Annotated in this window: 16 protein-coding genes and 3 pseudogenes; 12 read left to right on the top strand and 7 right to left on the bottom strand. The window is 73.5% G+C overall.

The window, feature by feature from the left end; genetic code table 11:
* The first annotated feature begins 279 nt into the window (after positions 1 to 279).
* On the top strand, positions 280 to 1,275 hold the full coding sequence (locus JD77_RS02545; RefSeq protein ID WP_145772859.1) for a TerC family protein: 996 nt from the start codon (positions 280 to 282) through the stop codon (positions 1,273 to 1,275).
* A 67-nt stretch (positions 1,276 to 1,342) separates the two neighbouring features.
* On the opposite strand, the gene JD77_RS02540 is transcribed toward JD77_RS02545, so the two are convergent.
* Both JD77_RS02540 and JD77_RS02535 read right to left on the bottom strand, forming a co-directional pair.
* Positions 1,343 to 2,266: a C40 family peptidase gene (locus tag JD77_RS02540; RefSeq protein ID WP_145772858.1), complete on the bottom strand. Its 924-nt coding sequence runs from the start codon at positions 2,264 to 2,266 to the stop codon at positions 1,343 to 1,345.
* A 59-nt stretch (positions 2,267 to 2,325) separates the two neighbouring features.
* A complete protein-coding gene (locus JD77_RS02535; protein WP_145772857.1) occupies positions 2,326 to 3,423 on the bottom strand; it encodes a mandelate racemase/muconate lactonizing enzyme family protein in 1,098 nt (365 codons plus the stop codon).
* Positions 3,424 to 3,467: 44 nt separating this feature from the next.
* Between JD77_RS02535 and JD77_RS02530 the strand changes: the two are divergent.
* Positions 3,468 to 4,264, top strand: a pseudogene (locus JD77_RS02530) (tyrosine-protein phosphatase).
* Between the two features lie 23 nt (positions 4,265 to 4,287).
* Here the strand turns inward: JD77_RS02530 and JD77_RS02525 are convergent.
* Positions 4,288 to 5,148 (bottom strand): serine hydrolase, encoded by an 861-nt coding sequence (locus JD77_RS02525; protein ID WP_145772856.1) that lies wholly within the window; start codon positions 5,146 to 5,148, stop codon positions 4,288 to 4,290.
* 79 nt (positions 5,149 to 5,227) lie between these two features.
* Positions 5,228 to 7,096, bottom strand: a complete 1,869-nt coding sequence (gene typA / locus JD77_RS02520) for a translational GTPase TypA (protein ID WP_145772855.1) — start codon at positions 7,094 to 7,096, stop codon at positions 5,228 to 5,230.
* 552 nt (positions 7,097 to 7,648) lie between these two features.
* On the opposite strand from typA, the gene JD77_RS02515 reads away from it, so the two are divergent.
* Together JD77_RS02515 and JD77_RS02510 are read left to right on the top strand one after the other, a co-directional pair.
* Positions 7,649 to 8,509 carry a lytic transglycosylase domain-containing protein gene (locus tag JD77_RS02515; protein ID WP_145772854.1) on the top strand — a complete coding sequence of 287 codons (861 nt, stop codon included), beginning with the start codon at positions 7,649 to 7,651 and terminating at the stop codon, positions 8,507 to 8,509.
* A gap of 263 nt (positions 8,510 to 8,772) precedes the next feature.
* Positions 8,773 to 9,642, top strand: a complete 870-nt coding sequence (locus JD77_RS02510; protein WP_145772853.1) for a hypothetical protein — start codon at positions 8,773 to 8,775, stop codon at positions 9,640 to 9,642.
* Positions 9,643 to 9,689: 47 nt separating this feature from the next.
* Here JD77_RS02510 and JD77_RS02505 read toward each other — a convergent pair whose 3' ends face one another.
* The gene (locus JD77_RS02505; protein WP_145772852.1) at positions 9,690 to 9,893 is read right to left on the bottom strand and encodes a cold-shock protein; all 204 of its coding nucleotides are present in this window, start codon (positions 9,891 to 9,893) and stop codon (positions 9,690 to 9,692) included.
* A gap of 192 nt (positions 9,894 to 10,085) precedes the next feature.
* Between JD77_RS02505 and JD77_RS02500 the strand changes: the two genes are divergently transcribed.
* Positions 10,086 to 10,790, top strand: a complete 705-nt coding sequence (locus tag JD77_RS02500) for a class I SAM-dependent methyltransferase (RefSeq protein ID WP_145772851.1) — start codon at positions 10,086 to 10,088, stop codon at positions 10,788 to 10,790.
* 77 nt (positions 10,791 to 10,867) lie between these two features.
* Positions 10,868 to 11,482 carry a DedA family protein gene (locus JD77_RS02495; protein ID WP_145772850.1) on the top strand — a complete coding sequence of 205 codons (615 nt, stop codon included), beginning with the start codon at positions 10,868 to 10,870 and terminating at the stop codon, positions 11,480 to 11,482.
* A 39-nt stretch (positions 11,483 to 11,521) separates the two neighbouring features.
* On the opposite strand, the gene JD77_RS02490 is transcribed toward JD77_RS02495, so the two are convergent.
* Positions 11,522 to 12,175, bottom strand: coding sequence for an MBL fold metallo-hydrolase (locus JD77_RS02490; protein ID WP_145772849.1), 654 nt, complete (start codon positions 12,173 to 12,175; stop codon positions 11,522 to 11,524).
* A gap of 8 nt (positions 12,176 to 12,183) precedes the next feature.
* Entirely contained in the window at positions 12,184 to 12,900 is a 717-nt protein-coding gene (locus JD77_RS02485; RefSeq protein WP_145772848.1) for a maleylpyruvate isomerase family mycothiol-dependent enzyme, read from the bottom strand.
* Between the two features lie 179 nt (positions 12,901 to 13,079).
* Here JD77_RS02485 and rsgA point away from each other — a divergent pair.
* From rsgA to JD77_RS02455, 6 genes and pseudogenes are all read left to right on the top strand, one after another.
* Positions 13,080 to 14,131, top strand: a pseudogene (rsgA, locus tag JD77_RS02480) (ribosome small subunit-dependent GTPase A).
* Positions 14,132 to 14,576: 445 nt separating this feature from the next.
* Positions 14,577 to 17,519: an excinuclease ABC subunit UvrA gene (gene uvrA / locus JD77_RS02475; RefSeq protein WP_145772847.1), complete on the top strand. Its 2,943-nt coding sequence runs from the start codon at positions 14,577 to 14,579 to the stop codon at positions 17,517 to 17,519.
* Positions 17,520 to 17,690: 171 nt separating this feature from the next.
* Positions 17,691 to 18,149, top strand: a complete 459-nt coding sequence (locus tag JD77_RS02470) for a Rieske (2Fe-2S) protein (protein ID WP_145772846.1) — start codon at positions 17,691 to 17,693, stop codon at positions 18,147 to 18,149.
* Between the two features lie 382 nt (positions 18,150 to 18,531).
* Positions 18,532 to 20,439, top strand: a pseudogene (gene uvrC, locus JD77_RS02465) (excinuclease ABC subunit UvrC); the annotation flags it as partial.
* Positions 20,440 to 20,835: 396 nt separating this feature from the next.
* Positions 20,836 to 21,750: an RNase adapter RapZ gene (gene rapZ, locus JD77_RS02460; RefSeq protein WP_145772845.1), complete on the top strand. Its 915-nt coding sequence runs from the start codon at positions 20,836 to 20,838 to the stop codon at positions 21,748 to 21,750.
* Entirely contained in the window at positions 21,747 to 22,727 is a 981-nt protein-coding gene (locus JD77_RS02455) for a gluconeogenesis factor YvcK family protein (protein ID WP_145772844.1), read from the top strand. Before rapZ ends, JD77_RS02455 begins: the two co-directional genes overlap by 4 nt.
* Positions 22,728 to 22,735: the final 8 nt, after the last annotated feature.

Raw genomic sequence — 22,735 nt, 5'->3', positions numbered from 1 at the left:
AGGTCGGAGCGCCGAACCGGGGGGCCCGGAGATGCGGTCCGGGCTGGTCATGGTGAACAATGGGCCCGAAGGAGGGGAGTATTCCCCCGCGACGGAGTCGTCAGCACGGTCGACCGCCGGCCCCCTCGGTGGCGCGACCCGGCTCCGTTGGTCGCCGACCGTCTGCCGGGCGGCGACGGAAGAGACCTCCGACAGTCACCACTGTCCGCGTCGCCGCACCAGACGCCCCGCACGGAGCGTACGGTGTGCCCGACGCCGCGTGTCTGCCGGAGGATTGAGTTGAACGTGTCCGGATTGGTGTGGGCGGCAACGCTCGTCGCGCTGACGGCGGTCCTGCTCGTCGACCTGCTCATCATCGGTCGGCGGCCGCACGAGCCCAGCGTCCGGGAGTCGAGCCTGTGGGTGGGCTTCTACGTCGGGCTGGCGCTGCTCTTCGGCGTCGGCCTGTGGCTCACCTCGGGCCCCAGCGTGGCCGGCCAGTTCTACACGGGCTGGCTCACCGAGTACAGCCTCTCGGTCGACAACCTCTTCGTCTTCGTGATCATCATGGCCCGCTTCGCGGTGCCCCGGCAGTACCAACAGAAGGTGCTGCTGATCGGCATCGTGCTGGCGCTGGTGATGCGCGGCGGGTTCATCGCCGCCGGCGCGGCGCTGATCTCCCAGTTCACCTGGGTCTTCTACATCTTCGGCGCGTTCCTCATCTACACCGCGGTCAACCTGCTGCGGCAGGGTGAGCCCGACGAGGACGAGTTCAGCGAGAACGTCCTGATCCGGTGGAGCCGCCGGGCGCTGCCGATCTCCAAGGACTACGACGGCGCGAAGATGATCACTCACGAGAACAGCCGCCGGCTGTTCACCCCGATGCTGATCGTCATGATCGCGATCGGCACCACCGACCTGATCTTCGCGCTGGACTCGATCCCGGCCATCTTCGGCATCACCCAGGAGCCGTATCTGGTCTTCACCGCGAACGTCTTCGCGCTGATGGGGCTGCGCCAGTTGTACTTCCTGCTGGGCGGGCTGCTGGACCGGCTGATCTACCTCAGCGTCGGGCTGGCCGTGGTGCTCGGCTTCATCGGGGTCAAGCTCGCGCTGGAGGCCCTGGCCGACAACAACCTGCCGTTCGTCAACGGCGGGCAGCCGGTGGGCTGGGCGCCGCACATCCCGATCTGGCTGTCCCTGGTGGTCATCCTCGGCACGCTGTCCGCGGCGACCGCAGCCAGCCTGGTCAAGTCGGCCCGGGACCGGCGCCGCGAGCTGGCCGCGGCCCGCTGACGGACCCACGACGCGTCAAGGAGGGGCGGCCCCGGAAACGGGCGGCGCCCCTCCTCCGCGTACGCGGTCAGACCCGGTGCGCGCCGACCAGAGTCGCGGTGCGCTCGTCCGGCAGCGCCTCCTCCAGCACCTCGCGCTGCTTGTAGCAGGCATGCAGCATCCGCCGGTACTCGCCCTGCGGCGCGGCGCTGACGATCCCGATGTGGTGGATCTTCCTGCCAGGGCGGGCGAAGAAGTAGAGGTCGCCGGGGCGCTCGGTGCCGGGCGGCAGCGGGGTGGTAGCCACGGCCTGGTCGTCGGCGTCGCGCGGCAACGTCACCCCGAACCGCCGCCACGCCAGGTGGACCAGGCCGGAGCAGTCGATCCCGTAGGCCGAGACGCCGCCCCAGACGTACACGACGTCGCGCAGCCGGCCGGCCACGGCGAGCACCTCCGGCGCGGACGGCGGCGCGGTCGGCAGGGGCACGACGTGCCCGTCCGGCAGCCAGAGCGGGCGGTCGTGGCCCGGGGCGCGCACGGGGCGCCAGCCGTCGACGGGCGGGCCGGCGGGGGTGAGCCGGGTGCCGAGGACGACCCCGGGCAGGAGCGGCTCGCCGCCGGGCGCGCTGCGCAGGGCGGTGACGGTCGCGTCGACGACCAGCGGGGCGTCCGCGGGGTCGGGGGCCTCGCCGGGAAGCGGGGCGAGCTGGGCGGCCGGCAGCCATCCCGGGTAGCCGCGCGGGTCGAGCTGGGCGGCCGGCTGCTCGACGGCCACGACGTGCGCCCAGCCGTCGGGCCGCAGCTCGGTGACCAGCACCCGCTCGCCGAGCAGAAGTTGGCTGAGCGCGCACTCGCCGACCTGCTGGTCGGCGTCCATCCCGGCGATCCACGCGGCCACGTCGGCGTGCGCGTCGAGGGCGGGACGGTCGACGGGACGGACCGCCTCGGGGGCGGTCCAGAGGGTCGCGACCGCGACCCGGACGACGGCCTCCCGGCCTGGTTGCAGTTCCACGCCCACCCCCAGCTTGAGGTGTCACCCTCAGGTGACCATATGAAAGTTTTCGCCGGTATTCAACTGGTCGGCTGCATGTTTACTTCAGCCAGGGCGGTGATGCCGAGCCCGGGGGCGTCGGGCAGCACCACGGTCGCGCCGTCGTACCGGATGCCGCCGCGCACCGGCGACCACGCCAGCCACCAGGCGGCGTCGAGGTCCGACACGGCGGTGGTGCCGTACGCGGCGACCAGGCTGGCGGCGGCGCCCAGCCCGATCTGGCTCTCCATCATCGACCCGACGATCGTGCCGACGCCGTGTGCGGCGGCCAGGTCGAGCAGCGTGCGGGCGGGGTGCAGGCCGCCGCACTTGGCCAGCTTGACGTTGACCATGTCGGCGGCCCGCCGTCGGATCACCTCGACCAGGTCGCGGACCCCGAACACCGACTCGTCGGCGAGGATCGGCAGGCCGACGCGGTCGCTGACCCAGGCCAGGCCGTCGAGGTCCCAGCGGGGGACGGGCTGCTCCACCAGTTCCACGTCCAGGCCGGCGTCCTCGATGCCGCGGATCACCCGGACCGCCTCGCGGGGCGTCCAGCCCTGGTTGGCGTCCAGGCGGATCCGCACCTGCGGGCCGACGGCGGCGCGGACCGCGCGGACGCGCTCCAGGTCGCCGGCCGCGTCGGTGCCCACCTTCAGCTTCAGCACGGAGAAGCCCTCGGCGCGCCGCTGCCGGGCGGCGGCGGCCAGGTCGGTGGCGTCGCCGGCGGCCAGGGTGACGTCCGTCGGCACGCGCAGGGCCGTGCCGCCGAGCAGCCGCACCAGGGGTACGCCGAGCCGGCGCGCCGCCAGGTCGTGCAGGGCGGTGTCCACCGCCGCCTTGGCGGCCTCGTTGCCGGCGACCGCCCGGGACACCTCGGCGCAGCGGGCCACCAGGTCGTCGGCGTCGCGGCCGACGAGGCGCGGGCCGAGCATCTCCCGGACGCACGCCTCGGCGCCGGCCAACGACGCGCCGGTCACCTGCCAGACCTGCGGCGCCTCGCCGAATCCGGACCGTCCGTCGCCGTCGACCACCTCCACGACGAGGGTGTCGGTGGTGGTGGTGCGGCGCAGCGCGGTCACGAACGGGGTGTGCAGGGGCGCGGAGAGCCGGTGGGTGCGTACCGCGGCGATCGTCATGTGCGGCACCCTATACGGGTCGGAGTGCGGACAGGGGAGGCCGGATGACGGGGCAGGACTGGACGCTGGTCGGGGCGCCGAACGCGCGTGACCTGGGCGGCATGGTGGGGGCCGACGGCAGGCGGGTGCGGGCGGGCCGGCTGATCCGGACGCCGGCGCTGGCCGGCTGACCGACGAGGACCTGCCGGTGCTGGAGAAGCTGGGGCTGGCCTGCGTGGTGGACCTGCGCGACGACTCGGAGATCGCGGCGGGCCCGGCGGACCGGCTGGTGGGCGAGCCGCGGGTGGTGCGCCTGCCCGTGTACGACGCCGCGCACCCGGTCTTCACCGCGGTGGCGGAGGTGCTGCTGGGGCACGACCTGGGCGCGGAGGCGACGCTGGCGGTGCAGGGCAGCCCGGCGGCGATGGCGGCCATCTACCGCTGGTTCGTCACGGGGGAGGGAGCCCGGGCGAGCTTCGGCGCGGCGGTGCGGCTGGCGGCCGACGCGGAGAACCTGCCGCTGCTGTTCCACTGCACGGCCGGCAAGGACCGCACCGGGTGGCTGTCGGTCGTGCTGCTCACCGCGCTCGGGGTGGACGAGGCGGCGATCCGGGCGGACTACCTGCGTACCAACGCGCAGACCGAGAGCCTGCGGGAGGTCGTCCTGCAGGCGATGCAGGCGCGGCAGCCCGTGCTGGCGGAGGCGGCGATCCGGCCGCTGCTGGAGGTGCGGGGGGAGTACCTGGACGCCGCGTACGACGAGGTCCGGCGGGTGCACGGGTCGTTCGACGGGTATCTGCGGGACGGGCTGGGGCTGACCGGGGCGCACCTGGCGGCGCTGCGGGACAACCTGCTGGACTGAGGCGGGGCCGCCCGGCAGGCCCGTCAGTCGGCGGCGGTCAGGTCGTGGCGGGCGGCCCAGACCCGGGCGGAGATGTCGGCGAGCAGGCGGCAGGCGTCGTCGTCGGCCCCCTCGCCCTCGGCCAGGTCGGTGGTGGTGCAGACGACGAGCACGTACGGCGGGGCGTCGGGCGGGTAGACGACCCCGGCGCCGTGCCGGACGCCGCGTACCCAGCCGTTCTTGTGGGCGATCGGGACGCCGTCGGGCAGCCCGGCGGCGAGGTCCTCACGGAACTCCTGGGCGTGCAGGACGTCGAGCATGGCGGCGCAGGCGGCGGGGGTGGCGAGCGGGCCGGGCCGGGTGGCCCCGGCGGCCAGCCCGCCGAGCAGGGCGGCCAGGTCTGCGGCGGTGACCAGGTTGGTGATGCCGGCCTCGCGGGCGGCGAAGTCCTCGATGCCGCGGCCGGTGACGCTGTGCCGGGCCCCGGCGAGCTGCCAGGCGCGGGCGACGGCGGGCAGGCCGACCTCGCGGAGGCAGATGTTGGTGGCCAGGTTGCTGGAGCGGACGATCATCCGCTCGGCGAGCCAGCGCAGCGGCGCGGTCGCTCCCTCCCGCTGCCAGACCGTCTCGTCGTTGTCGTAGTCCCGGTCGTTGGCGAAGCGGGGTGCGCCGGGCAGCGCCGAGTCGAACCGGTTGCGGACGGCGACGGGGGCGCCGAGGTCGAGGGTGCCGGCCTCGGCCGCCCGGTGCAGGGCCAGCAGGACGGCGACCTTCATGGTGCTCGCCGCGTAGTGGCTGGCGTCGGGGTGCCGGGTCCAGGTGGGGGCGGCGTCGAGCCGGCCCGCGTACGCCGAGACGGTGCCGGGCAGCGTGTCCAGGTGGGCGTCGAGCTCGTCCCAGGTCATGCCGGTGACCGTAGCCGACGGGTACGACGCGGGGCCGGGAGCCCTGGTCGGCTCCCGGCCCCGCGTGGTGCGCCGTCGGTCAGCCGGCGTGCTTGCGGCGGGCGGTCGCGCGGGCGCGGGCGGTCTGGTCCAGCACCACCTTGCGGATGCGCACCGCCGCCGGGGTGACCTCGACGCACTCGTCCTCGCGGCAGAACTCCAGGGCCTGCTCCAGCGACAGCTTGCGCGGCGGGATGAGCTTCTCGGTCTCGTCGGCGGTCGACGAGCGCATGTTGGTGAGCTTCTTCTCCTTGGTGATGTTGACGTCCATGTCGTCGGAGCGGGAGTTCTCCCCGACGATCATGCCCTCGTACACCTCGGTGCCCGGCTCGACGAAGAGCTGGCCGCGCTCCTGAAGATTGGTCATGGCGAACGCGGTGACGCTGCCTGCGCGGTCGGCGACGAGCGAGCCGTTGTTGCGGGTGCGCAGCTCGCCGAACCACGGCTCGTACGACTCGAAGACGTGGTGCAGGATGCCGGTGCCCCGGGTCTCGGTGAGGAACTCGGTGCGGAAGCCGATCAGGCCGCGGGCCGGGACCAGCCACTCCATCCGGATCCAGCCGGTGCCGTGGTTGACCAGCTGCTCCATGCGGCCCTTGCGGGTGGCCAGGAGCTGGGTGATCGCGCCGAGGTACTCCTCGGGGGCGTCGATGGTGAGCCGCTCGACGGGCTCGCAGGTCTTCCCGTCGATCTCCTTGGTGACCACCTGCGGCTTGCCGACGGTCAGCTCGTACTGCTCGCGGCGCATCTGCTCGACGAGGATGGCCAGGGCCAGCTCGCCGCGACCCTGCACCTCCCAGGCGTCAGGCCGCTCGGTGGGCAGCACCCGCAGGGAGACGTTGCCGACGAGTTCCTTGTCGAGGCGGTCCTTGACCATGCGGGCGGTGACCTTGGCGCCCTTGACCCGGCCGACGAGCGGCGAGGTGTTGGTGCCGATGGTCATCGAGATGGCGGGCTCGTCGACGGTGATCAGCGGCAGCGGGGTGGGGTTCTCCGCGTCGGCGAGCGTCTCGCCGATCATGATCTCGGGGATGCCGGCGACGGCGATGATGTCGCCGGGACCGGCCGAGTCGGCGGGCTTGCGCTCCAGGCCCTCGGTCATCAGCAGCTCGGAGATGCGCACGCGCTGGGCGCTGCCGTCGGTACGGCACCAGGCGACGGTCTGGCCCTTTTTGATGGTGCCCTGCCGGACGCGGCACAGCGCCAGCCGGCCGAGGAACGGCGAGGCGTCGAGGTTGGTGACGTGCGCCTGCAGGGGCGCGTCCTCCTCGTAGGCGGGCGGCGGGATGGTGTCGAGCAGGGTGCGGAACAGCGGCTCGAGGTTGTGGCTGTCCTGCGGTACGGCGCCGTCGGCGGGCTGGGTGAGGGAGGCGATGCCGTCCCGGGCGCAGGCGTAGACGATCGGGAAGTCGATCTGCTCCTCGTCGGCGTCCAGGTCGAGGAAGAGCTCGTAGGTGTCGTCCACGACCTCCTTGATCCGGGCGTCGGGCCGGTCCACCTTGTTGATCACGAGGATGATCGGCAGCCGGGCGCGCAGCGCCTTGCGCAGCACGAAGCGGGTCTGCGGCAGCGGACCCTCGCTGGCGTCGACCAGCAGCACGACCCCGTCGACCATGGTCAGGCCGCGCTCGACCTCGCCGCCGAAGTCGGCGTGGCCGGGGGTGTCGATGATGTTGATGGTGACCGGCTCCGACCCGTCCGCCGGCAGGTAGCGCACGCCGGTGTTCTTGGCCAGGATCGTGATGCCCTTCTCGCGCTCGAGGTCCATCGAGTCCATCACGCGCTCGGTCGTCTCGCCGCGGGCGCCGTACGCGCCGGCCTGCCGCAACATGGCGTCGACCAGGGTGGTCTTGCCGTGGTCGACGTGAGCGATGATGGCGACGTTGCGGAGGTCGGTGCGTAGCTGCATACCCTCCATACTCCTGTCTGCGGTTTGCCGGGCGCGTGCCGGGGTCACCCCCCGGCCGGGCCCGGATCTGTGCCGAAACTGCTGTGCCGACCGTTTCCGTCGGCCGGCCTGCCGACCCCGGTTCGTCGGGGATCGGTGGCTGCCCTGCCGACCTCGCCGCGGGGCTGTCACCCCTGTTCGCCCAGGTGATCGCCACGACGATCCGGTGCGGCGATGGGTTTCGGCCCGCCGGCGCCGGGCGGGGCGGCCCTGTCGCCGGTCGGCTTACTAGCGTACGCGCGCGGGCGCCGGCTTGTTCCCGTGCCGGGGTGCCGCCCGGCGTGCCGGTGACCGGAGACACACCGGCGGCCGACCGGCGGGGAGGCGGCGGCGTCGCGGCGTGGGCGGGCTGTGCCGTCGCGCGGGCGCGGGCGGGACGAGCCGTCGCGCGGGCGCGGGCGGGACGAGCCGTCGCGCGGGCGTGGGGGGAATGCGCCGTCGCGCGCCGACGGGACATCCCTGGGCCGCCCGTCCCTGTTATGGTCCGGCGACGGGTGACGGGGGAGGGCGCGGATGGGTTCCGGTTGGCGTCGCGTGGTGCCGGCGGTGACGGTCGGGCTGCTGCTGGCCACGGTCGGGGTGGGCTGCGCCGACCCGGAGAGCCCGCCGCCGGGGGCGGCCGCGCCGGTCGACCTGGTGACCGAGCCGCCGGCCGAGCAGCCCGTCGAGGAGCCGGCGGGCGTGGAGCGGATGGGGTCGGCGCCGAGCGTGGCCCCGTCGGCCACGGCCGCGGCGACCCCGACCCGCAAGCCCAGGCCGACCCGCACGGCGACGGCGCCGCGGCGCATCCCGAAGCCGCCCACCGAAACGAAGGTGCCGCCGCCTCCGAAGAAGCCCGCACCCGGCTGCACGCCCACCCGGCGTGGCGACAAGGCCACCCGTGCGCAGGTGAAGGCGGCGCTGACCGACGCGGCGGGCCGGGTGTACTGGCCGACGTCGGCGCCCGACATCCGGATCCCGCTGGAGCTGCTGAAAGCGACCGCCTGGCAGGAGAGCGGCTGGCAGTCCGACATCGTCGCGTGCGACGGCGGCATCGGGCTGATGCAGGTGATGCCGGACACCGCGACCTGGATGAACCAGCGGTTCGGCCAGTCGTACGACGTCGACGACTACCGGGACAACGCCTACCTCGGCGCCACCTACCTGGCCTGGCTGACCAAGTACATCGGCGACATGTACTTCGACTCCGACTACACCCTGAACCCCGACCTGTGCGACGGGCTGACCTCGTGCCTGCTCAACGTGGTCATCGCCGCGTACAACGTCGGGCACCAGGCGGTGGCTCGGGAGGGCGAGCCGCTGACCGTCCCGAACCCGCGGTACGTGGAGAACGTCCGCGCGCTGATGACCGGGTGCGAGTGCCTGGCGTACTGACCGCCGATAACTATCCGATGTGTACGGCGGGGTGCTCCGCTCGCTCAGGCGACTGTCCACGAGTGCCTGGCCCGAGCCCGGCGCGCCTTTGCCCTATCCGAAAAACCGCACCCTGAGCTGGTAAAACGTTCAGAGCCCCGGTTACCGTTGGGTCAATCGCCCGGCGCCGTGCAGCACCCGGTCGGGCTCGGCGCCGGACCCGCGACTCCTCACGCGGCGTGACCGCCTGCCCGGTCTCCCCAGCGTACGAAAGGGGGGCTCCGATGACCCGGGCCCCGGCGAATCTTCTGGCAGTCCGAAGTTTCCTGCTCACCCACCTCAACGTCGACCCGGACGTCTCGCGCCCGCAGGACCTGGAACCGGACGAGGTCGGCATCGTCGGGGACGCCCAGCACCTCGGCGGCTACCACTGCGGCTCCGACCGCGTCGTGGACGGCGACTACTCCGTCGTGGAGTCGACGCGGGACCGCTCCGGACTGACGCTCGACGCGTCCGCCGTGGACGTCGGCATGTTCACGGTCGCGGCCGGCGGTCGTACCCACGACCTGCGTTCGTTCTCCGTCTGGTGCGTCGGCGAGTGCGCCGCCGGCGCGGCCGACACCCGGGACATCCGCGAGATCATCTACTCCCCGGACGGCAGGGTCGTCAAGCGGTGGGACCGGCTCGGCAAGCGGAGCACCGGGCCCAGTTCCCACCTGACGCACACCCACTTCAGCTTCTTCCGCGACTCCACCAAGGCGGGCCGGGACCAGACCCCGCTGTTCCGCCGCTACCTGACCACCATCGGACTCATTCAGGGGGACGACATGAGCGCGCAGGCCGAGAACGAGATCCACCAGGTGTACGTCGGGCTGTTCAGCGGCGGCAACAGCATGGGCCGCAAGGTCGACCCGGACGGCACCGGACCGGCCACCGCAAGCAACAGCCTGGTGGCCAAGCTGGACTACACGATGCTGCGGCTGGACGCCGCCATCGCCCAGCTCACCGCGCTGTCCAACAAGGACTTCACCGATGAGCAGGCCATCGTGGCCGGGGTGCTGGCCACGCTGACCCCGGAGAAGATCGCCGCGGCACTGCCGCCGACCGTGGCCAAGGAGGTGGCCGACGAGATCGCCAAGCGGCTGGCCGCCTGACGACCCGGCATCGGCGGCGGCCCGTTGACGGCCGCCGCCGGCACGGGCTACATCGGGCGGACGTTGTCCGCCTGCGGGCCCTTCTGCCCCTGGATCACCTCGAACTCGACCTTCTGGCCCTCGGTCAGCTCCCGGTAACCGCCGCTCTGGATGGCCGAGTAGTGGACGAACACGTCCGGGCCCCCGCCGTCCTGCTCGATGAAGCCGAAGCCCTTTTCCGAGTTGAACCACTTGACCGTGCCGGTTGCCATGCATCTCTCCCTGTTCCATGCGGGAGACCACCGACCGCCGGCCGATGATCGCCCTGTACTTCCTCGACAGTAACGGGCGAAAGGCGGGTCTGCTGGGCGAAGTGCCGTAGGCCATGCGCCGAAACTGTCCGGTTGGGCGCGGCCCGGGGGAAACCCCTCCGGATCGCGGCCGGCTACGGCATGCTTGCCCGGATGAGGGGTCCCGCAGCCGCCGCCCTGACCGATCTGGAGCGGGAGATCGACGCGCCCGGTGCCGGGCTGGACCGGCTCCGGCTGGTCCGCACCCCGTTCGTCCCCGAGGTGCGGCTGCACCTCGCGGAGGACGCGATCGTCTGGTGGGCCCGGATGGAGGCGGCCGCGGGGCACAGCCTCCCCCCGCCGTACTGGGCGTCCGCGTGGGCCGGCGGGCAGGCCCTGGCCCGACACCTGCTCGACCATCCCCGGCTCGCCGCCGGCCGCCGGGTGCTCGACCTGGCGGCCGGCTCGGGACTGGTGGCGATCGCCGCCGCGCTGACGGGCGCGGCCCGGGTGGTCGCGAACGACATCGACCCGTACGCCGTCGCCGCGGTGACGGTCAACGCCCGGGCCAACGGGGTCGCCGTCGCCACCAGCGTCGACGACCTGCTCGACAGCGACGGCGGCGACGCGGACCTGCTGGTCGCCGGGGACGTCTTCTACGACCGGGAGTTGGCCGGCCGGGTGCTGCCGTTCCTGCGGCGCGCCGTCGCCCGCGGCGGTCAGGTGCTGGTCGGCGACCCGGGCCGCAACCATCTGCCCCGGGACAGCCTCGACGTGGTGACCAGTTACCGGGTGCCCACCACCGAACCCAGCGTCGACTCCCCCCTGCGTCGGGTGGAGGTGCTGCGCCCGGCGGGTGACACCGCGGGTCTGGGGTGAACCCTGAGGTGGAATCAGGGACCGGTGGGGGATCGGACCGGATGTCCGCGCCGCCGGTGCGGCCATAGCGTACGGACATGGCGGATTGGACGGCCCAGGTCGGCGAGCTTCCCACCACCCTGATGCTGGGGGTGCTCGGGGTGGTGATGCTCTTCGACGCCGTACCGCTGCTGGGGGTGCTGGTCCCCGGCGACGTCGCGGTCCTTGCCGCGGTCGCCGTCGGGCGACCGGCCACCGGGGCGGCCATCGTCGCCGCCGTGGTCGCCGGCTGCCTGGCCGGCTGGTCGTTGACCTTCCTCGCCGGCCGGCGGTACGGCGACCGGCTGCGCCACAGCCGCGTCGGCGGCTGGATCGGCGAGCCCCGCTGGGCCGCCGCCGAGGCCATCCTGCGCCGGGGCGGGGGGCGGATGGTGCTGGTCGCGCCGTTCCTGCCGGTGTTCAACGCGCTGCTGCCGCTGGCGGCGGGCGGCCTGCGCATGTCGTACGCGCGGTTCCTGGCCTGCGCGACGGTCGGTGCCGCGGCGTGGGCCGGCGTCTACGTGGCCCTGGGCAGCCTGTCCCGGTCGCTGGCCGGGCTGCTGCCCGGCGGCGCGTCGCCGATGCTGGTCACCACGGCGCTCGGTCTGCTGCTGGCCGGTGTGGTGCTGTTCGGCGCCCGCCGCCGGCTGCGCGCCGTCACCACGGTCGCCTGAGCGGCGAAACCCGGGTCGCCTGGCGGGCGCGCGCCCGTCTCACCAGCCGCGCGCCCGCCACTGCGGCAGCGAGGGGCGCTCCGCGCCGAGCGTGCTGTCCCCGCCGTGGCCGGGGTAGAACCAGGTGTCGTCGGGCAGCCGGTCGAACAGCCGGTGCTCGACGTCGTCGATGAGCTGCCCGAAGCGCTCCGGGTCCCGGTCGGTGTTGCCCACCCCGCCCGGGAACAGGCTGTCACCGGTGAACAGGTGGGGGGTGCCCGCCGGGTCCCGGTAGAGCAGGGCGATCGAGCCCGGGGTGTGGCCCCGCAGGTGGATCACCTCCAGCGCGCAGTCGCCGACGGCCACCGTGTCGCCGTCGGACAGCGTCTCCGCCTCGATCGGCAGGCCGGCGGCATCGTCGGCGTGCACCAGCGGGCGGGCGCCGGTCTTGGCGACCACCTCCTCCAGCGCCACCCAGTGGTCCATGTGCTGGTGGGTGGTCACCACGGCGGCCAGGCCCCCGTCGCCGACCAACTCCAGCAGCCGCGGCGCCTCGTTGGCCGCGTCGACGAGCACCTGCTCGCCGGTGGACCGGCAGCGCAGCCGGTAGGCGTTGTTGTCCATCGGCCCCACCGAGAGCTTGGTGATGGTGAGCCGGTCGAGCTCGCGTACCGCCGGCGCGCCGCCGGGGGTCACGTCTCCGCTGTAGGTCATTCGGTGTCCTATATCCATTCCGGTGGGGCCGGCAGGGGACCGTCGGGGAGGACGGCGAGCCGCTCGCCGCCGCTGCGGCCGATCAGCCACGCGGCGAGCTCGGGGGCGGGGCCGGTGATCGTGGGCGCCCCGGCGGGGTCGCCGACGGCCAGCTCGTGGCGGGTGCCGTCGAAGCGCAGCACCATGGCCGGCGCGTCGGGCCGTTCGCCCAGGCCGGCGGCCACCTCGTGCAGCAGCCGGTGGGCGAACGCCTCCGGCCAGTCGGTCGGCCGGTATCCGGCGGCCAGGTCCACGTGGTGCACCTCGACCTCGCGCAGCCGGCCCCAGACCAGCATGGCCGCCGGCCACGGGCCGCGGCGGGTCTGCACGGTGGCCGCCCACGCCTCGACCGGCATCGCGGCGACCGCCTCGGCGAACCGGTCCGCCGTGCGGCGCAGGTCGTCCAGGTGCGTGGCGGGCGGCCGGGGCGCCCCGGCCTCGATGTCGGCGGACCGGGCGTCGGCGCTGGCGTACATCGGGATCCGCTCGCCGGTGCGCGCGGCGGTGAGCAGGTTGACCAGCGCGTCGGCGTTGCGGGCCAGGTGGGTGAGCACGTGCCCGCGGGTCCAGCCGGGCAGCAGGGACGGCGCGGCGACGCCCGCCGCGTCGAGGGCCGCCGCGGTCGCCAGCAGGCGGGCCGTGGCGCCGTCCACCTCGCCGGTCAGCAGCAGCGGATCCGAGGTCACGCACCGACCCTAACGTCCCGCCGCTCCGGCGTCGTCGTGGAAATCGCTTTCGGCGCGTCGGCGGGCCACCTACCGTCGGGGTCGGTAGGCGGCAGTCGGGGCGTCGGAGGAGGTGGTGCCCATGCGGGTCGTGGCACGCGCGTCGCAGCACCGCTTCCTTCGACACCGATGAGGTTTGCATGACCATCGATCTGACCGACCTCGGCTGGGACGCCGAGCGGGCGGTCCACGTACGCCGGCGCACCGACCAGCGCCCGGGCCGGGTGGCCCGGGTCGACCGGGGCGTGTGCACCGTGCTCGACGCCGACGGGCCCGTGCGGGCCACCCTCGGCGCGGCGGTGCTGGCCGCCGCCGCCCGGGATCTGACCCGGCTGCCCTGCGCGGGCGACTGGGTGCTGCTGCGTACCTGGCCGGACGGCCCGGTGACCGTGGAGGCGGTGCTGCCGCGGCGCACCGCGCTGGTGCGCCGCACCGCTGGCAAGGACGCCAGCGGGCAGGTGCTCGCCGCCAACCTCGACGCCGCCGCCGTGGTCGAGCCGGTGCACCCCGAGCCGGACGTCGCCCGCATCGAGCGACTGCTGTCCCTGGCCCACGAGTCGGGCGCCACGCCGCTGGTGGTGCTCACCAAGGCCGACCTGGCCGCCGATCCGGCGGCGATCGCCCGGCAGCTCGCCGGGGTCGCCCCCGGCGTGCCGGTGCTGCCGGTCAGCGCGGAGCGGGGCGTCGGCCTCGACCCGCTGCGGGAGTGGGTCGCCCCGGGGCGCACCCTCGGCCTGCTCGGCCCGTCCGGGGCGGGCAAGTCGAGCCTGGTCAACGCCCTGGCCGGGGCGGTGGTGATGCCGACCCAGGCGATCCGCCGGGTCGACGGCAAGGGCCGGCACACCACCACCTGGCGGGCGTTGGTCCCGGTGCCCGGCGGGGCGCGGTGCTGGACACCCCGGGGGTACGGGCGGTCGGCCTGCTCGACGGCTCGGCCGGGCTGGACCGGGCCTTCGCCGACATCGCCGAGCTGGCCGCCGGCTGCCGGTACGCCGACTGCTCGCACGAGGCGGAGCCGGGCTGCGCGGTCCTCGACGCCCTGGCCGCGGGCGAGCTCAGCGTCCGCCGGTACGACAACTGGCGCAAGCTGCAGCGCGAGGTGGCGTACGAGACCCGGCGCCGGGAGGCCCGGCCGGCCGCGGAACGCCGGGGCGGCTGGCGCGGCGGGCGGCGCCGCACCGCCCGCCCCTGACGCAAAGATCGAGAGGCGGCGGCGGCCGGCGCCGCCTCGCGTGGCCGGCGCGAGCTCCAAGATCTGGACAACTTCCCGGAGACTGTGGCCTTGGTGCGTCGGCAGGCCACAGTTTCCGGGAAACTGCGCGGATCTTGACCGGGTGGCGCGGCGTACCCGATCCCCGGACGACGCGGGCGAGGCATCCGGGCGGCGTCGGCGCGCCCACCTGGTGGGCCCGCCGTCAGTGACCGGGGCAGGTGCCGCGCGGGTCGGGCTGGGTCCGGCGCGACCGGGGTGAGCTGGGGGAATGTGCCGGCGCGGAAAGTTGTCGTACCTCGGGGCTAGAGTTGCCGAGGCGCTTCTTCTGCGTCCGCACAACCGCTCCGGGCCGTCCCGGAATCCCCCGGACCTCCCCGGAGCGGACAGATCCTCCTCCTCTTTCTCACCCGGGAGTACACGGACAGTGGCCGACCGACTGATCATCCGTGGCGCGCGCGAGCACAACCTGCGTGACGTCAGTCTCGACCTGCCCCGGGACGCCCTGATCGTCTTCACCGGGCTCTCCGGGTCCGGCAAGTCGAGCCTGGCCTTCGACACGATCTTCGCCGAGGGGCAGCGCCGCTACGTCGAGTCGCTGTCGTCGTACGCCCGGCAGTTCCTCGGCCAGATGGACAAGCCCGACGTCGACTTCATCGAGGGGCTCAGCCCGGCCGTCTCCATCGACCAGAAGTCGACCTCGCGCAACCCCCGCTCGACCGTCGGCACCATCACCGAGGTCTACGACTACCTGCGGCTGTTGTTCGCCCGCGTCGGCGAGCCGCACTGCCCGGTCTGCGGCGAGCGGATCTCCAAGCAGAGCCCGCAGCAGATCGTCGACCGGGTCCTCGCGATGGCCGAGGGCACCCGGTTCATGGTGCTCGCCCCGGTCGTGCGCGGCCGCAAGGGCGAGTACGTGGACCTGTTCGCCGAGCTGCAGGGCAAGGGGTACGCCCGGGCCCGGGTCGACGGCGTGGTGCACCCGCTGACCGAGCCGCCGAAGCTCAAGAAGCAGGAGAAGCACACCATCGAGGTGGTGATCGACCGGCTCACCGTGAAGGCCAGCGCCAAGCAGCGGCTGACCGACTCGGTCGAGGCGGCGCTGGGCCTGTCCGGCGGGCTGGTGCTGCTCGACTTCGTCGACCTGCCCGAGGACGATCCGGACCGGGAGCGGCGCTACTCCGAGCACCTGGCCTGCCCCAACGACCATCCCCTCGCCATCGAGGACCTGGAGCCCCGGGTCTTCTCCTTCAACGCCCCGTACGGCGCGTGCCCCGAGTGCACGGGCCTGGGCACGAAGAAGGAGGTCGACCCGGAGCTGGTCGTCCCCGACCCGGAGCGCACCCTGCGCGAGGGCGCGATCCAGCCCTGGGCGACCGGGCACAACCTGGAGTATTTCCTGCGCCTGCTGGAGGCCCTGGGCGAGGCGGAGCACTTCGACGTCGACACGCCCTGGCGGGCGCTGCCGTCGCGGGCGCAGAAGACGATCCTGCACGGCTCCGGTGACCAGGTGCACGTGCGCTACCGCAACAAGTACGGCCGTGAGCGGTCCTACTACACCGGCTTCGAGGGCGTGGTGCAGTGGATCGAGCGCCGGCACTCCGACACCGAGAGCGAGTGGTCCCGGGAGAAGTACGAGGGCTACATGCGGGACGTGCCCTGCGCGGCCTGCGGCGGCGCCCGGCTCAAGCCCGAGGTCCTCGCGGTCACCCTGGCCGGCAAGAGCATCGCCGAGGTGTGCAACCTGTCGGTCGGGGAGTGCGCCGACCTGCTGGCCGGCATCGAGCTGACCGACCGGCAGAAGCTGATCGCCGAGCGGGTGCTCAAGGAGATCAACGCCCGGCTGCGGTTCCTGCTCGACGTCGGCCTGGACTACCTGTCCCTGGACCGCCCGGCCGGCACGCTGTCCGGCGGGGAGGCCCAGCGCATCCGGCTGGCCACCCAGATCGGCTCCGGCCTGGTCGGGGTGCTCTACGTGCTCGACGAGCCGTCGATCGGCCTGCACCAGCGGGACAACCACCGTCTCATCGAGACGCTGGTGCGGCTGCGCGGTCTGGGCAACACCCTGATCGTGGTGGAACACGACGAGGACACCATCCGCACCGCCGACTGGATCGTCGACATCGGCCCCGGCGCGGGCGAGCACGGCGGCCGGATCGTGCACTCCGGGTCGGTGCCGGCCCTGCTGGAGAACCCGGAGTCGGTGACCGGGGCGTACCTGTCGGGGCGCAAGGAGATCCCCACGCCGAAGCAGCGCCGGCCGCACACGCCGGGCCGCGAACTGGTCGTGCACGGCGCGCGCGAGCACAACCTGCGCAACCTGACCGTGTCGTTCCCGCTCGGGCAGCTCATCGCCGTCACCGGGGTCAGCGGCTCGGGCAAGTCGACCCTGGTCAACGACATCCTGCACGCGGTGCTGGCCAACCAGATCAACGGCGCCCGGCACGTGCCCGGCCGGCACACCCGGATCACCGGGCTGGAGCACGTGGACAAGGTCGTCGGCGTCGACCAGTCGCCGATCGGCCGCACGCCCCGGTCGAACCCGGCCACGTACACCGGAGTCTGGGACCACATCCGCAAGCTGTTCGCCGAGACCACCGAGGCCAAGGTCCGCGGGTACGGGCCGGGCCGGTTCTCGTTCAACGTCAAGGGCGGCCGGTGCGAGGCGTGCTCCGGCGACGGCACCATCAAGATCGAGATGAACTTCCTGCCCGACGTGTACGTCCCGTGCGAGGTGTGCAAGGGCGCCCGGTACAACCGGGAGACCCTGGAGGTGCACTACAAGGGCAAGACCGTCTCCGACGTGCTCGAGATGCCGATCGAGGAGGCGGCGGAGTTCTTCTCCGCCATCCCGGCCATCCACCGGCACCTCAGGACGCTGGTCGACGTCGGCCTGGGCTACGTCCGGCTCGGCCAGCCCGCGCCGACGCTCTCCGGTGGCGAGGCCCAGCGGGTCAAGCTCGCCTCCGAGTTGCAGAAGCGGTCGACGGGGCGGACGGTGTACGTGCTCGACGAGCCGACCACCGGCCTGCACTTCGAGGACATCCGCAAGCTGCTGATGGTGCTGGAGGGCCTGGTCGACAAGGGCAACACGGTGATCACGATCGAACACAACCTCGACGTGATCAAGACCGCCGACTGGCTGATCGACATGGGCCCCGAGGGCGGCCACCGGGGCGGCACCGTGCTGGCCACGGGCACTCCGGAGGAGGTCGCCGAGGTGCCGGAGAGCCACACCGGTCGGTTCCTGCGCCAGGTGCTCAAGCTCGACGGCGAGGCCAAGGGCGCGGCGGCGGCCACCGGCCGGGCCGCGAAGGCCAACGGCGGTGCCCGCTCCCGGGCTGCCCGGAAGGCTCCCGCGGCGCGCTGAGTCGACAGCCGGGCGAGGGGCGGGGTCGTCCCGCCTTTCGCCCATTTCTCCGCCAATCGTGCGGCAAAGGGCCGGGGTGTCCGCATGGGCGACAGGTGAACCGTCCGGCACAGTTGTGCGTGCATGACGGTGGGCCGTACGACTGCGGCCGCGCTGAGGAGAGGGGCACAGATGAGTGACGAGCAGGCGCAGACCGGGCCGGGCACTCGGACGCGGCGGGCGCTGCTCGCCGGAGCCGGGGCGGTGGGCGCGGCGGTCGTCCTGTCGGCCTGCGGCGGAGACGATACCGACGGCGGCCAGGCGACCACGGCGACCACGGCGACCCCCGGCGGCGGCGACTCGACCGGCGCGCTCGCCCGCACCAGCGACATCCCGGTGGGCGGCGGCGTGATCTACGCCAGCAAGGGCGTGGTCGTCACCCAGCCCGTGGCCGGCGAGTTCAAGGGGTTCGTCCCGATCTGCACCCACCAGCAGTGCCCCGTGTCGAACGTCGACGGCGGCACCATCAACTGCACCTGCCACTTCAGCAAGTTCTCGATTGCTGACGGTTCGGTGAAGGGCGGCCCAGCCACCAGGCCGCTCGAACCGAAGAGCATCAAGGTCGAGGGGGACCAGATCTCGCTCGCCTGAGCCTCCCGAATTCGGCGAGGGCGGCAAGCGGAAGACAATTTGTATGCAATCCCGAGTTCTGCGCGGGCGTCGATGACGAATTGTTGACGAATCGCCGTGAACGAGGAAAGGGACGCGTGCCGGCGAGCGGTCTGGGGGGTCCGGGCCGGTGTCCCGGACCCCACTCACGCTTGCGAGAGCCGGCTGGCGGAAGGTATTAGCGCGGGTGGTCAGGCGGAGGTGAGCAATCGTTTCCGTGATCGAAAACTATGTCAATAAAGCTGTTCATGTCAATGGTTCATGACTCCGGCGCTGATTGGCGCGCCACCCATTCCTGCCGGCCCGGCGTGGTCGAAGGGTCGACGGGCGGGGGCTGTCGGGAGTGCGGACTAGGCTTGCGGGCGTGGCAGACCCCTCGACCTACCGCCCCGCGCCCGGCACCATTCCCGAGTCCCCGGGGGTCTACCGGTTCCGCGACGGCACCGGCCGGGTGATCTACGTCGGCAAGGCGAAGAACCTGCGCAGCCGGCTCAACTCCTACTTCGCCGACCTGTGGGGGCTGCACCAGCGCACCCAGCAGATGGTGACCACCGCCGAGTCGGTCGACTGGGTCACCGTCGGCACGGAGGTCGAGGCCCTCCAGCTCGAATACACCTGGATCAAGCAGTACGACCCGAGGTTCAACGTCCGCTACCGCGACGACAAGTCGTACCCGTACCTGGCCGTCACCCTCGACGAGGAGTTCCCGCGGCTGCAGGTGATGCGCGGCGCGAAGCGCAAGGGGGTGCGCTACTTCGGGCCGTACTCGCATGCGTGGGCCATCCGCGAGACGCTCGACCTGCTGCTGCGGGTCTTCCCGGCGCGGACGTGCTCGTCGGGGGTGTTCAAGCGGGCCGGGCAGGTCGGCCGGCCCTGCCTGTTGGGCTACATCGGCAAGTGCTCCGCGCCCTGCGTGGGCAGCGTCACCGCCGAGGAGCATCGCGGGATCGTCGACGGGTTCTGCGACTTCATGGCCGGGCGCACCGACACCATGGTCCGCCGGCTCGAACGCGAGATGGCCGAGGCCAGCGAGCAGTTGGAGTTCGAGCGGGCCGCCCGGCTGCGCGACGACGTCGCGGCGCTGCGGCGGGCCATGGAGAAGCAGACAGTGGTGCTCGGCGACGGCACCGACGCCGACGTCGTCGCGTTCGCCGACGACCCCCTCGAAGCGGCCGTGCAGGTGTTCCACGTCCGCGACGGCCGGGTCCGCGGCCAGCGCGGCTGGGTGGTGGAGAAGACCGAGGACCTGACCACCGGCGACCTCGTGCACCACTTCTGCACCCAGGTGTACGGCGGCGAGCAGGGCGAGGCCGACGTGCCCCGCGAGATGTTGGTGCCCGCCCTGCCCGGCGACGCCGACGCGCTCGCCGACTGGCTGTCGGGCCGCCGGGGCAGCCGGGTGTCGCTGCGGGTGCCGCAGCGCGGCGACAAGCGGGCGCTGCTGGAGACGGTGGAGCGCAACGCGAAGGACGCCCTCGCCCGGCACAAGCTCAGGCGGGCCGGCGACCTGACCACCCGCAGCCGGGCACTCGACGAGATCGGCGAGGCCCTGGGCATGCGCACCACGCCGCTGCGCATCGAGTGCTTCGACGTCTCCCAGATCCAGGGCACCGACGTCGTGGCCAGCATGGTCGTCTTCGAGGACGGCCTGCCCCGCAAGAGCGAGTACCGGCGGTTCATCGTCCGGGGCGCCACCGACGACCTGTCCGCCATGTCCGAGGTGCTGCGCCGGCGCTTCGCCCGCTACCTCGACGCGCGCGCCGAGACCGGCGAGATCGGCGAGGAGACCGCCGCCGACCCGGACCGCCCGGGCATTGACCCCACGACGGGCCGGCCGCGGAAGTTCGCGTACCCGCCGCAGTTGGTGGTGGTCGACGGCGGCCCGCCCCAGGTCGCGGCGGCCGCCCAGGCGCTGGCCGAGCTGGGCGTCGACGACGTGGCGCTGTGTGGGCTGGCCAAGCGGCTGGAGGAGGTGTGGCTGCCCGACGACGACTTCCCGGTGATCCTGCCGCGCACCTCCGAGGCGCTCTACCTGCTGCAACGCGTCCGCGACGAGGCGCACCGGTTCGCCATCACGTTCCACCGGCAGCGGCGGTCCAAGCGGATGACGGCCTCGGCGCTGGACAACATCCCCGGGCTGGGGGAGGTGCGGCGCAAGGCGCTGCTGCGGCACTTCGGCTCGCTCAAGCGGCTCGCGGCGGCGTCGGTGGAGGAGATCACCGAGGTGCCGGGCGTCGGCCGGCGCACCGCAGAGGCGATCATGGCGGCGCTCAACCCGGACGCGGACGCCCCCGCCCCGCCACCCGCCCCCGCCCCGCCCCCGCCCCCGCCCCGCCCCCGCCCCCGCCCCGGGGGCTTGATCCCCGCCACGTCGCCGACATCGCGGTGTCCGGGTCGCCGGGTCCCCGCCACGTCGCCGACATCGCGGTGTCCGGGTGGCTGGGTCCCCGCCGCGTCGGGCGGCGCGTCGTCGGGTGTCCGGGTCGCCGGGTCCCCGCCATGTCGGCGGCGTCGCGGTATCCGGGCCGTCCGGACCCCGCCGCGTCGCCGACATGGGGGTGATCACGGGCAGGCTCGGCGGCCGGTCGGCAGGGCCGGGATAGAGTCGCTGACTGACCCAATGCGCGGCCGGGCACCGGCCGCCGCGTACGGCCCGGGGGAGTAGGCAGTGAACGAGGCGCGGACCGACCACGACCCGGTCGTCGGCCAGCCGGCGGCGGAGCCGGACACCACACTGGTGGTGGTGACCGGGCTGTCCGGTGGCGGCCGCAGCACCGTGGCCCGGGCGCTGGAGAACGTCGGCTACTACGTGGTGGACAACCTGCCCCAGGCGCTGATGCTCGACATGGCCGAGCTGGCCGTCAAGGCCGGCGGGGCGGCCCGGCGCACGGCGATGGTGCTGGACGTCCGCTCCCGCGCCTTCTCCACCGACCTGGCCGGGGCGATCCGGGAGCTGAAGGAGCGGGGCTTCTCCCCGCGCGTGGTCTTCGTCGACGCCGACGACGAGGTGCTGATCCGCCGTTTCGAGAGCGTCCGGCGCTCGCACCCGTTGCAGGGCGACGGCCGGCTCGCCGACGGCATCGCCGTCGAGCGGGGACTGCTGGAGGAGGCCCGGGACCAGGCCGACGTGATCATCGACACCAGCCACCTGAACGTCAACCAGCTGCGCCGCCGGATCGAGGAGCTGTTCGGTGGCGAGGACGCCCGCCGGCTGCGGATCACCGTACTCTCCTTCGGCTTCAAGTACGGCCTGCCGCCGGACGCCGACTTCGTCCTCGACGCCCGGTTCCTGCCCAACCCGTACTGGGTGCCCGAGCTGCGCGAGCACACCGGCCGGGAGGAGGCCGTCAGCTCGTACGTGCTCGGCCAGGAGGGCGCGGGGGCCTTCGTCGGGGCGTACGCCGAGCTGGTCAACGCCACCACCGTCGGCTTCGAGCGGGAGGGCAAGCGCTACCTGACCGTGGCCGTCGGCTGCACCGGCGGCAAGCACCGCAGCGTCGCCATCGCCGAGGAGCTGGCCGGCCGGCTGCGCCAGTCGGGCATCGCCGCCAACGCCCAGCACCGGGACCTGGGGCGGGAGTGACGGCGACGAAGGTGGTCGCCTTCGGCGGCGGCCACGGGCTGTCGGCGTCCCTGCGGGCGCTGCGCCGGTGCGCGCCCGAGCTCGACCTGGACATCACCGCCGTGGTCACCGTCGGCGACGACGGGGGCTCCAGCGGCCGGCTACGCGCCCGCCGGGGCGGGCTGCCGCCGGGCGACCTGCGCCAGGCGTTGGTGGCCCTCGCGGGCGACCACCCGGCCACCCGGCGCAGCGCCGGGCTGTTCCAGCACCGCTTCGCCGGCACGCCCGGCGACCCGGCCGACAGCGACGACGGGCTGGCCGGGCACGCGGTGGGAAATCTGGTGCTCTGCGGCCTGACCGAGCTGCTCGGCGACCCGGTGGCGGCGCTGGAGCACGCCGGGGCGATGCTCGGCGCGGTGGGCCGGGTGCTGCCGATGTCCCGCCAGCCGGTGGGCATCGAGGCCCGGGTGCGCGGCGCCGACGCGGCGTACCCGGACGAGGTGCGGACGCTGCGCGGGCAGCACCAGGTGGCGGTCACCACCGGGCGGGTGGAGTCGCTGCGGCTCACCCCCCTCGCGCCGGCCGCCTGCGCCGAGGCGGTGGCGGCGACCGCCGAGGCCGACTGGCTGATCTTCGGCCCGGGCAGCTGGTACACCAGCGTGCTGCCGCACCTGCTGGTGCCGGGGCTGGCCGCCGCGATCGTCACCAGCTCCGCCCGTCGGCTGGTCACGCTCAACCTGGCGGCGGAGAAGGAGACCCTTGGGCTGTCCCTGGCCGACCATCTGGACACCCTGCGGCACTATCTGCCCGAGCTGACGGTGGACCTGGTGCTGGCGGACTCCAAGGCGGTGGGTGATCCCGGGCCGGTCCAGCGTGCGGCAGAATCGCTGGGTGCCCGGCTGGTCCTCGCCCCGGTCGCCGTCACCGACGGCGAGCCCCGTCACGATCCGGCCGCTCTGGGCGCCGCGCTGGTGCCTGTCCTGGGCGCCGATCGTTAAGCACGTAC

The organism is Micromonospora olivasterospora, from assembly GCF_007830265.1.
In the GTDB taxonomy this organism is placed as follows: domain Bacteria; phylum Actinomycetota; class Actinomycetes; order Mycobacteriales; family Micromonosporaceae; genus Micromonospora; species Micromonospora olivasterospora.
The sequence above is the reverse complement of the archived record's forward strand: the minus strand, read 5'-3'. Positions and strand labels throughout refer to the sequence as shown.

Coding starts and splice junctions, on each gene's coding strand:
- JD77_RS02535 (WP_145772857.1), bottom strand. CDS start 3,423: ATGACGATCGCCGCGGTACGCACCCACCGGCTCTCCGCGCCCCTGCAC.
- JD77_RS02525 (WP_145772856.1), bottom strand. CDS start 5,148: ATGACCTGGGACGAGCTCGACGCCCACCTGGACACGCTGCCCGGCACC.
- typA (WP_145772855.1), bottom strand. CDS start 7,096: ATGCAGCTACGCACCGACCTCCGCAACGTCGCCATCATCGCTCACGTC.
- JD77_RS02515 (WP_145772854.1), top strand. CDS start 7,649: ATGGGTTCCGGTTGGCGTCGCGTGGTGCCGGCGGTGACGGTCGGGCTG.
- JD77_RS02510 (WP_145772853.1), top strand. CDS start 8,773: ATGACCCGGGCCCCGGCGAATCTTCTGGCAGTCCGAAGTTTCCTGCTC.
- JD77_RS02505 (WP_145772852.1), bottom strand. CDS start 9,893: ATGGCAACCGGCACGGTCAAGTGGTTCAACTCGGAAAAGGGCTTCGGC.
- JD77_RS02500 (WP_145772851.1), top strand. CDS start 10,086: ATGAGGGGTCCCGCAGCCGCCGCCCTGACCGATCTGGAGCGGGAGATC.
- JD77_RS02495 (WP_145772850.1), top strand. CDS start 10,868: ATGGCGGATTGGACGGCCCAGGTCGGCGAGCTTCCCACCACCCTGATG.
- JD77_RS02490 (WP_145772849.1), bottom strand. CDS start 12,175: ATGACCTACAGCGGAGACGTGACCCCCGGCGGCGCGCCGGCGGTACGC.
- JD77_RS02470 (WP_145772846.1), top strand. CDS start 17,691: ATGAGTGACGAGCAGGCGCAGACCGGGCCGGGCACTCGGACGCGGCGG.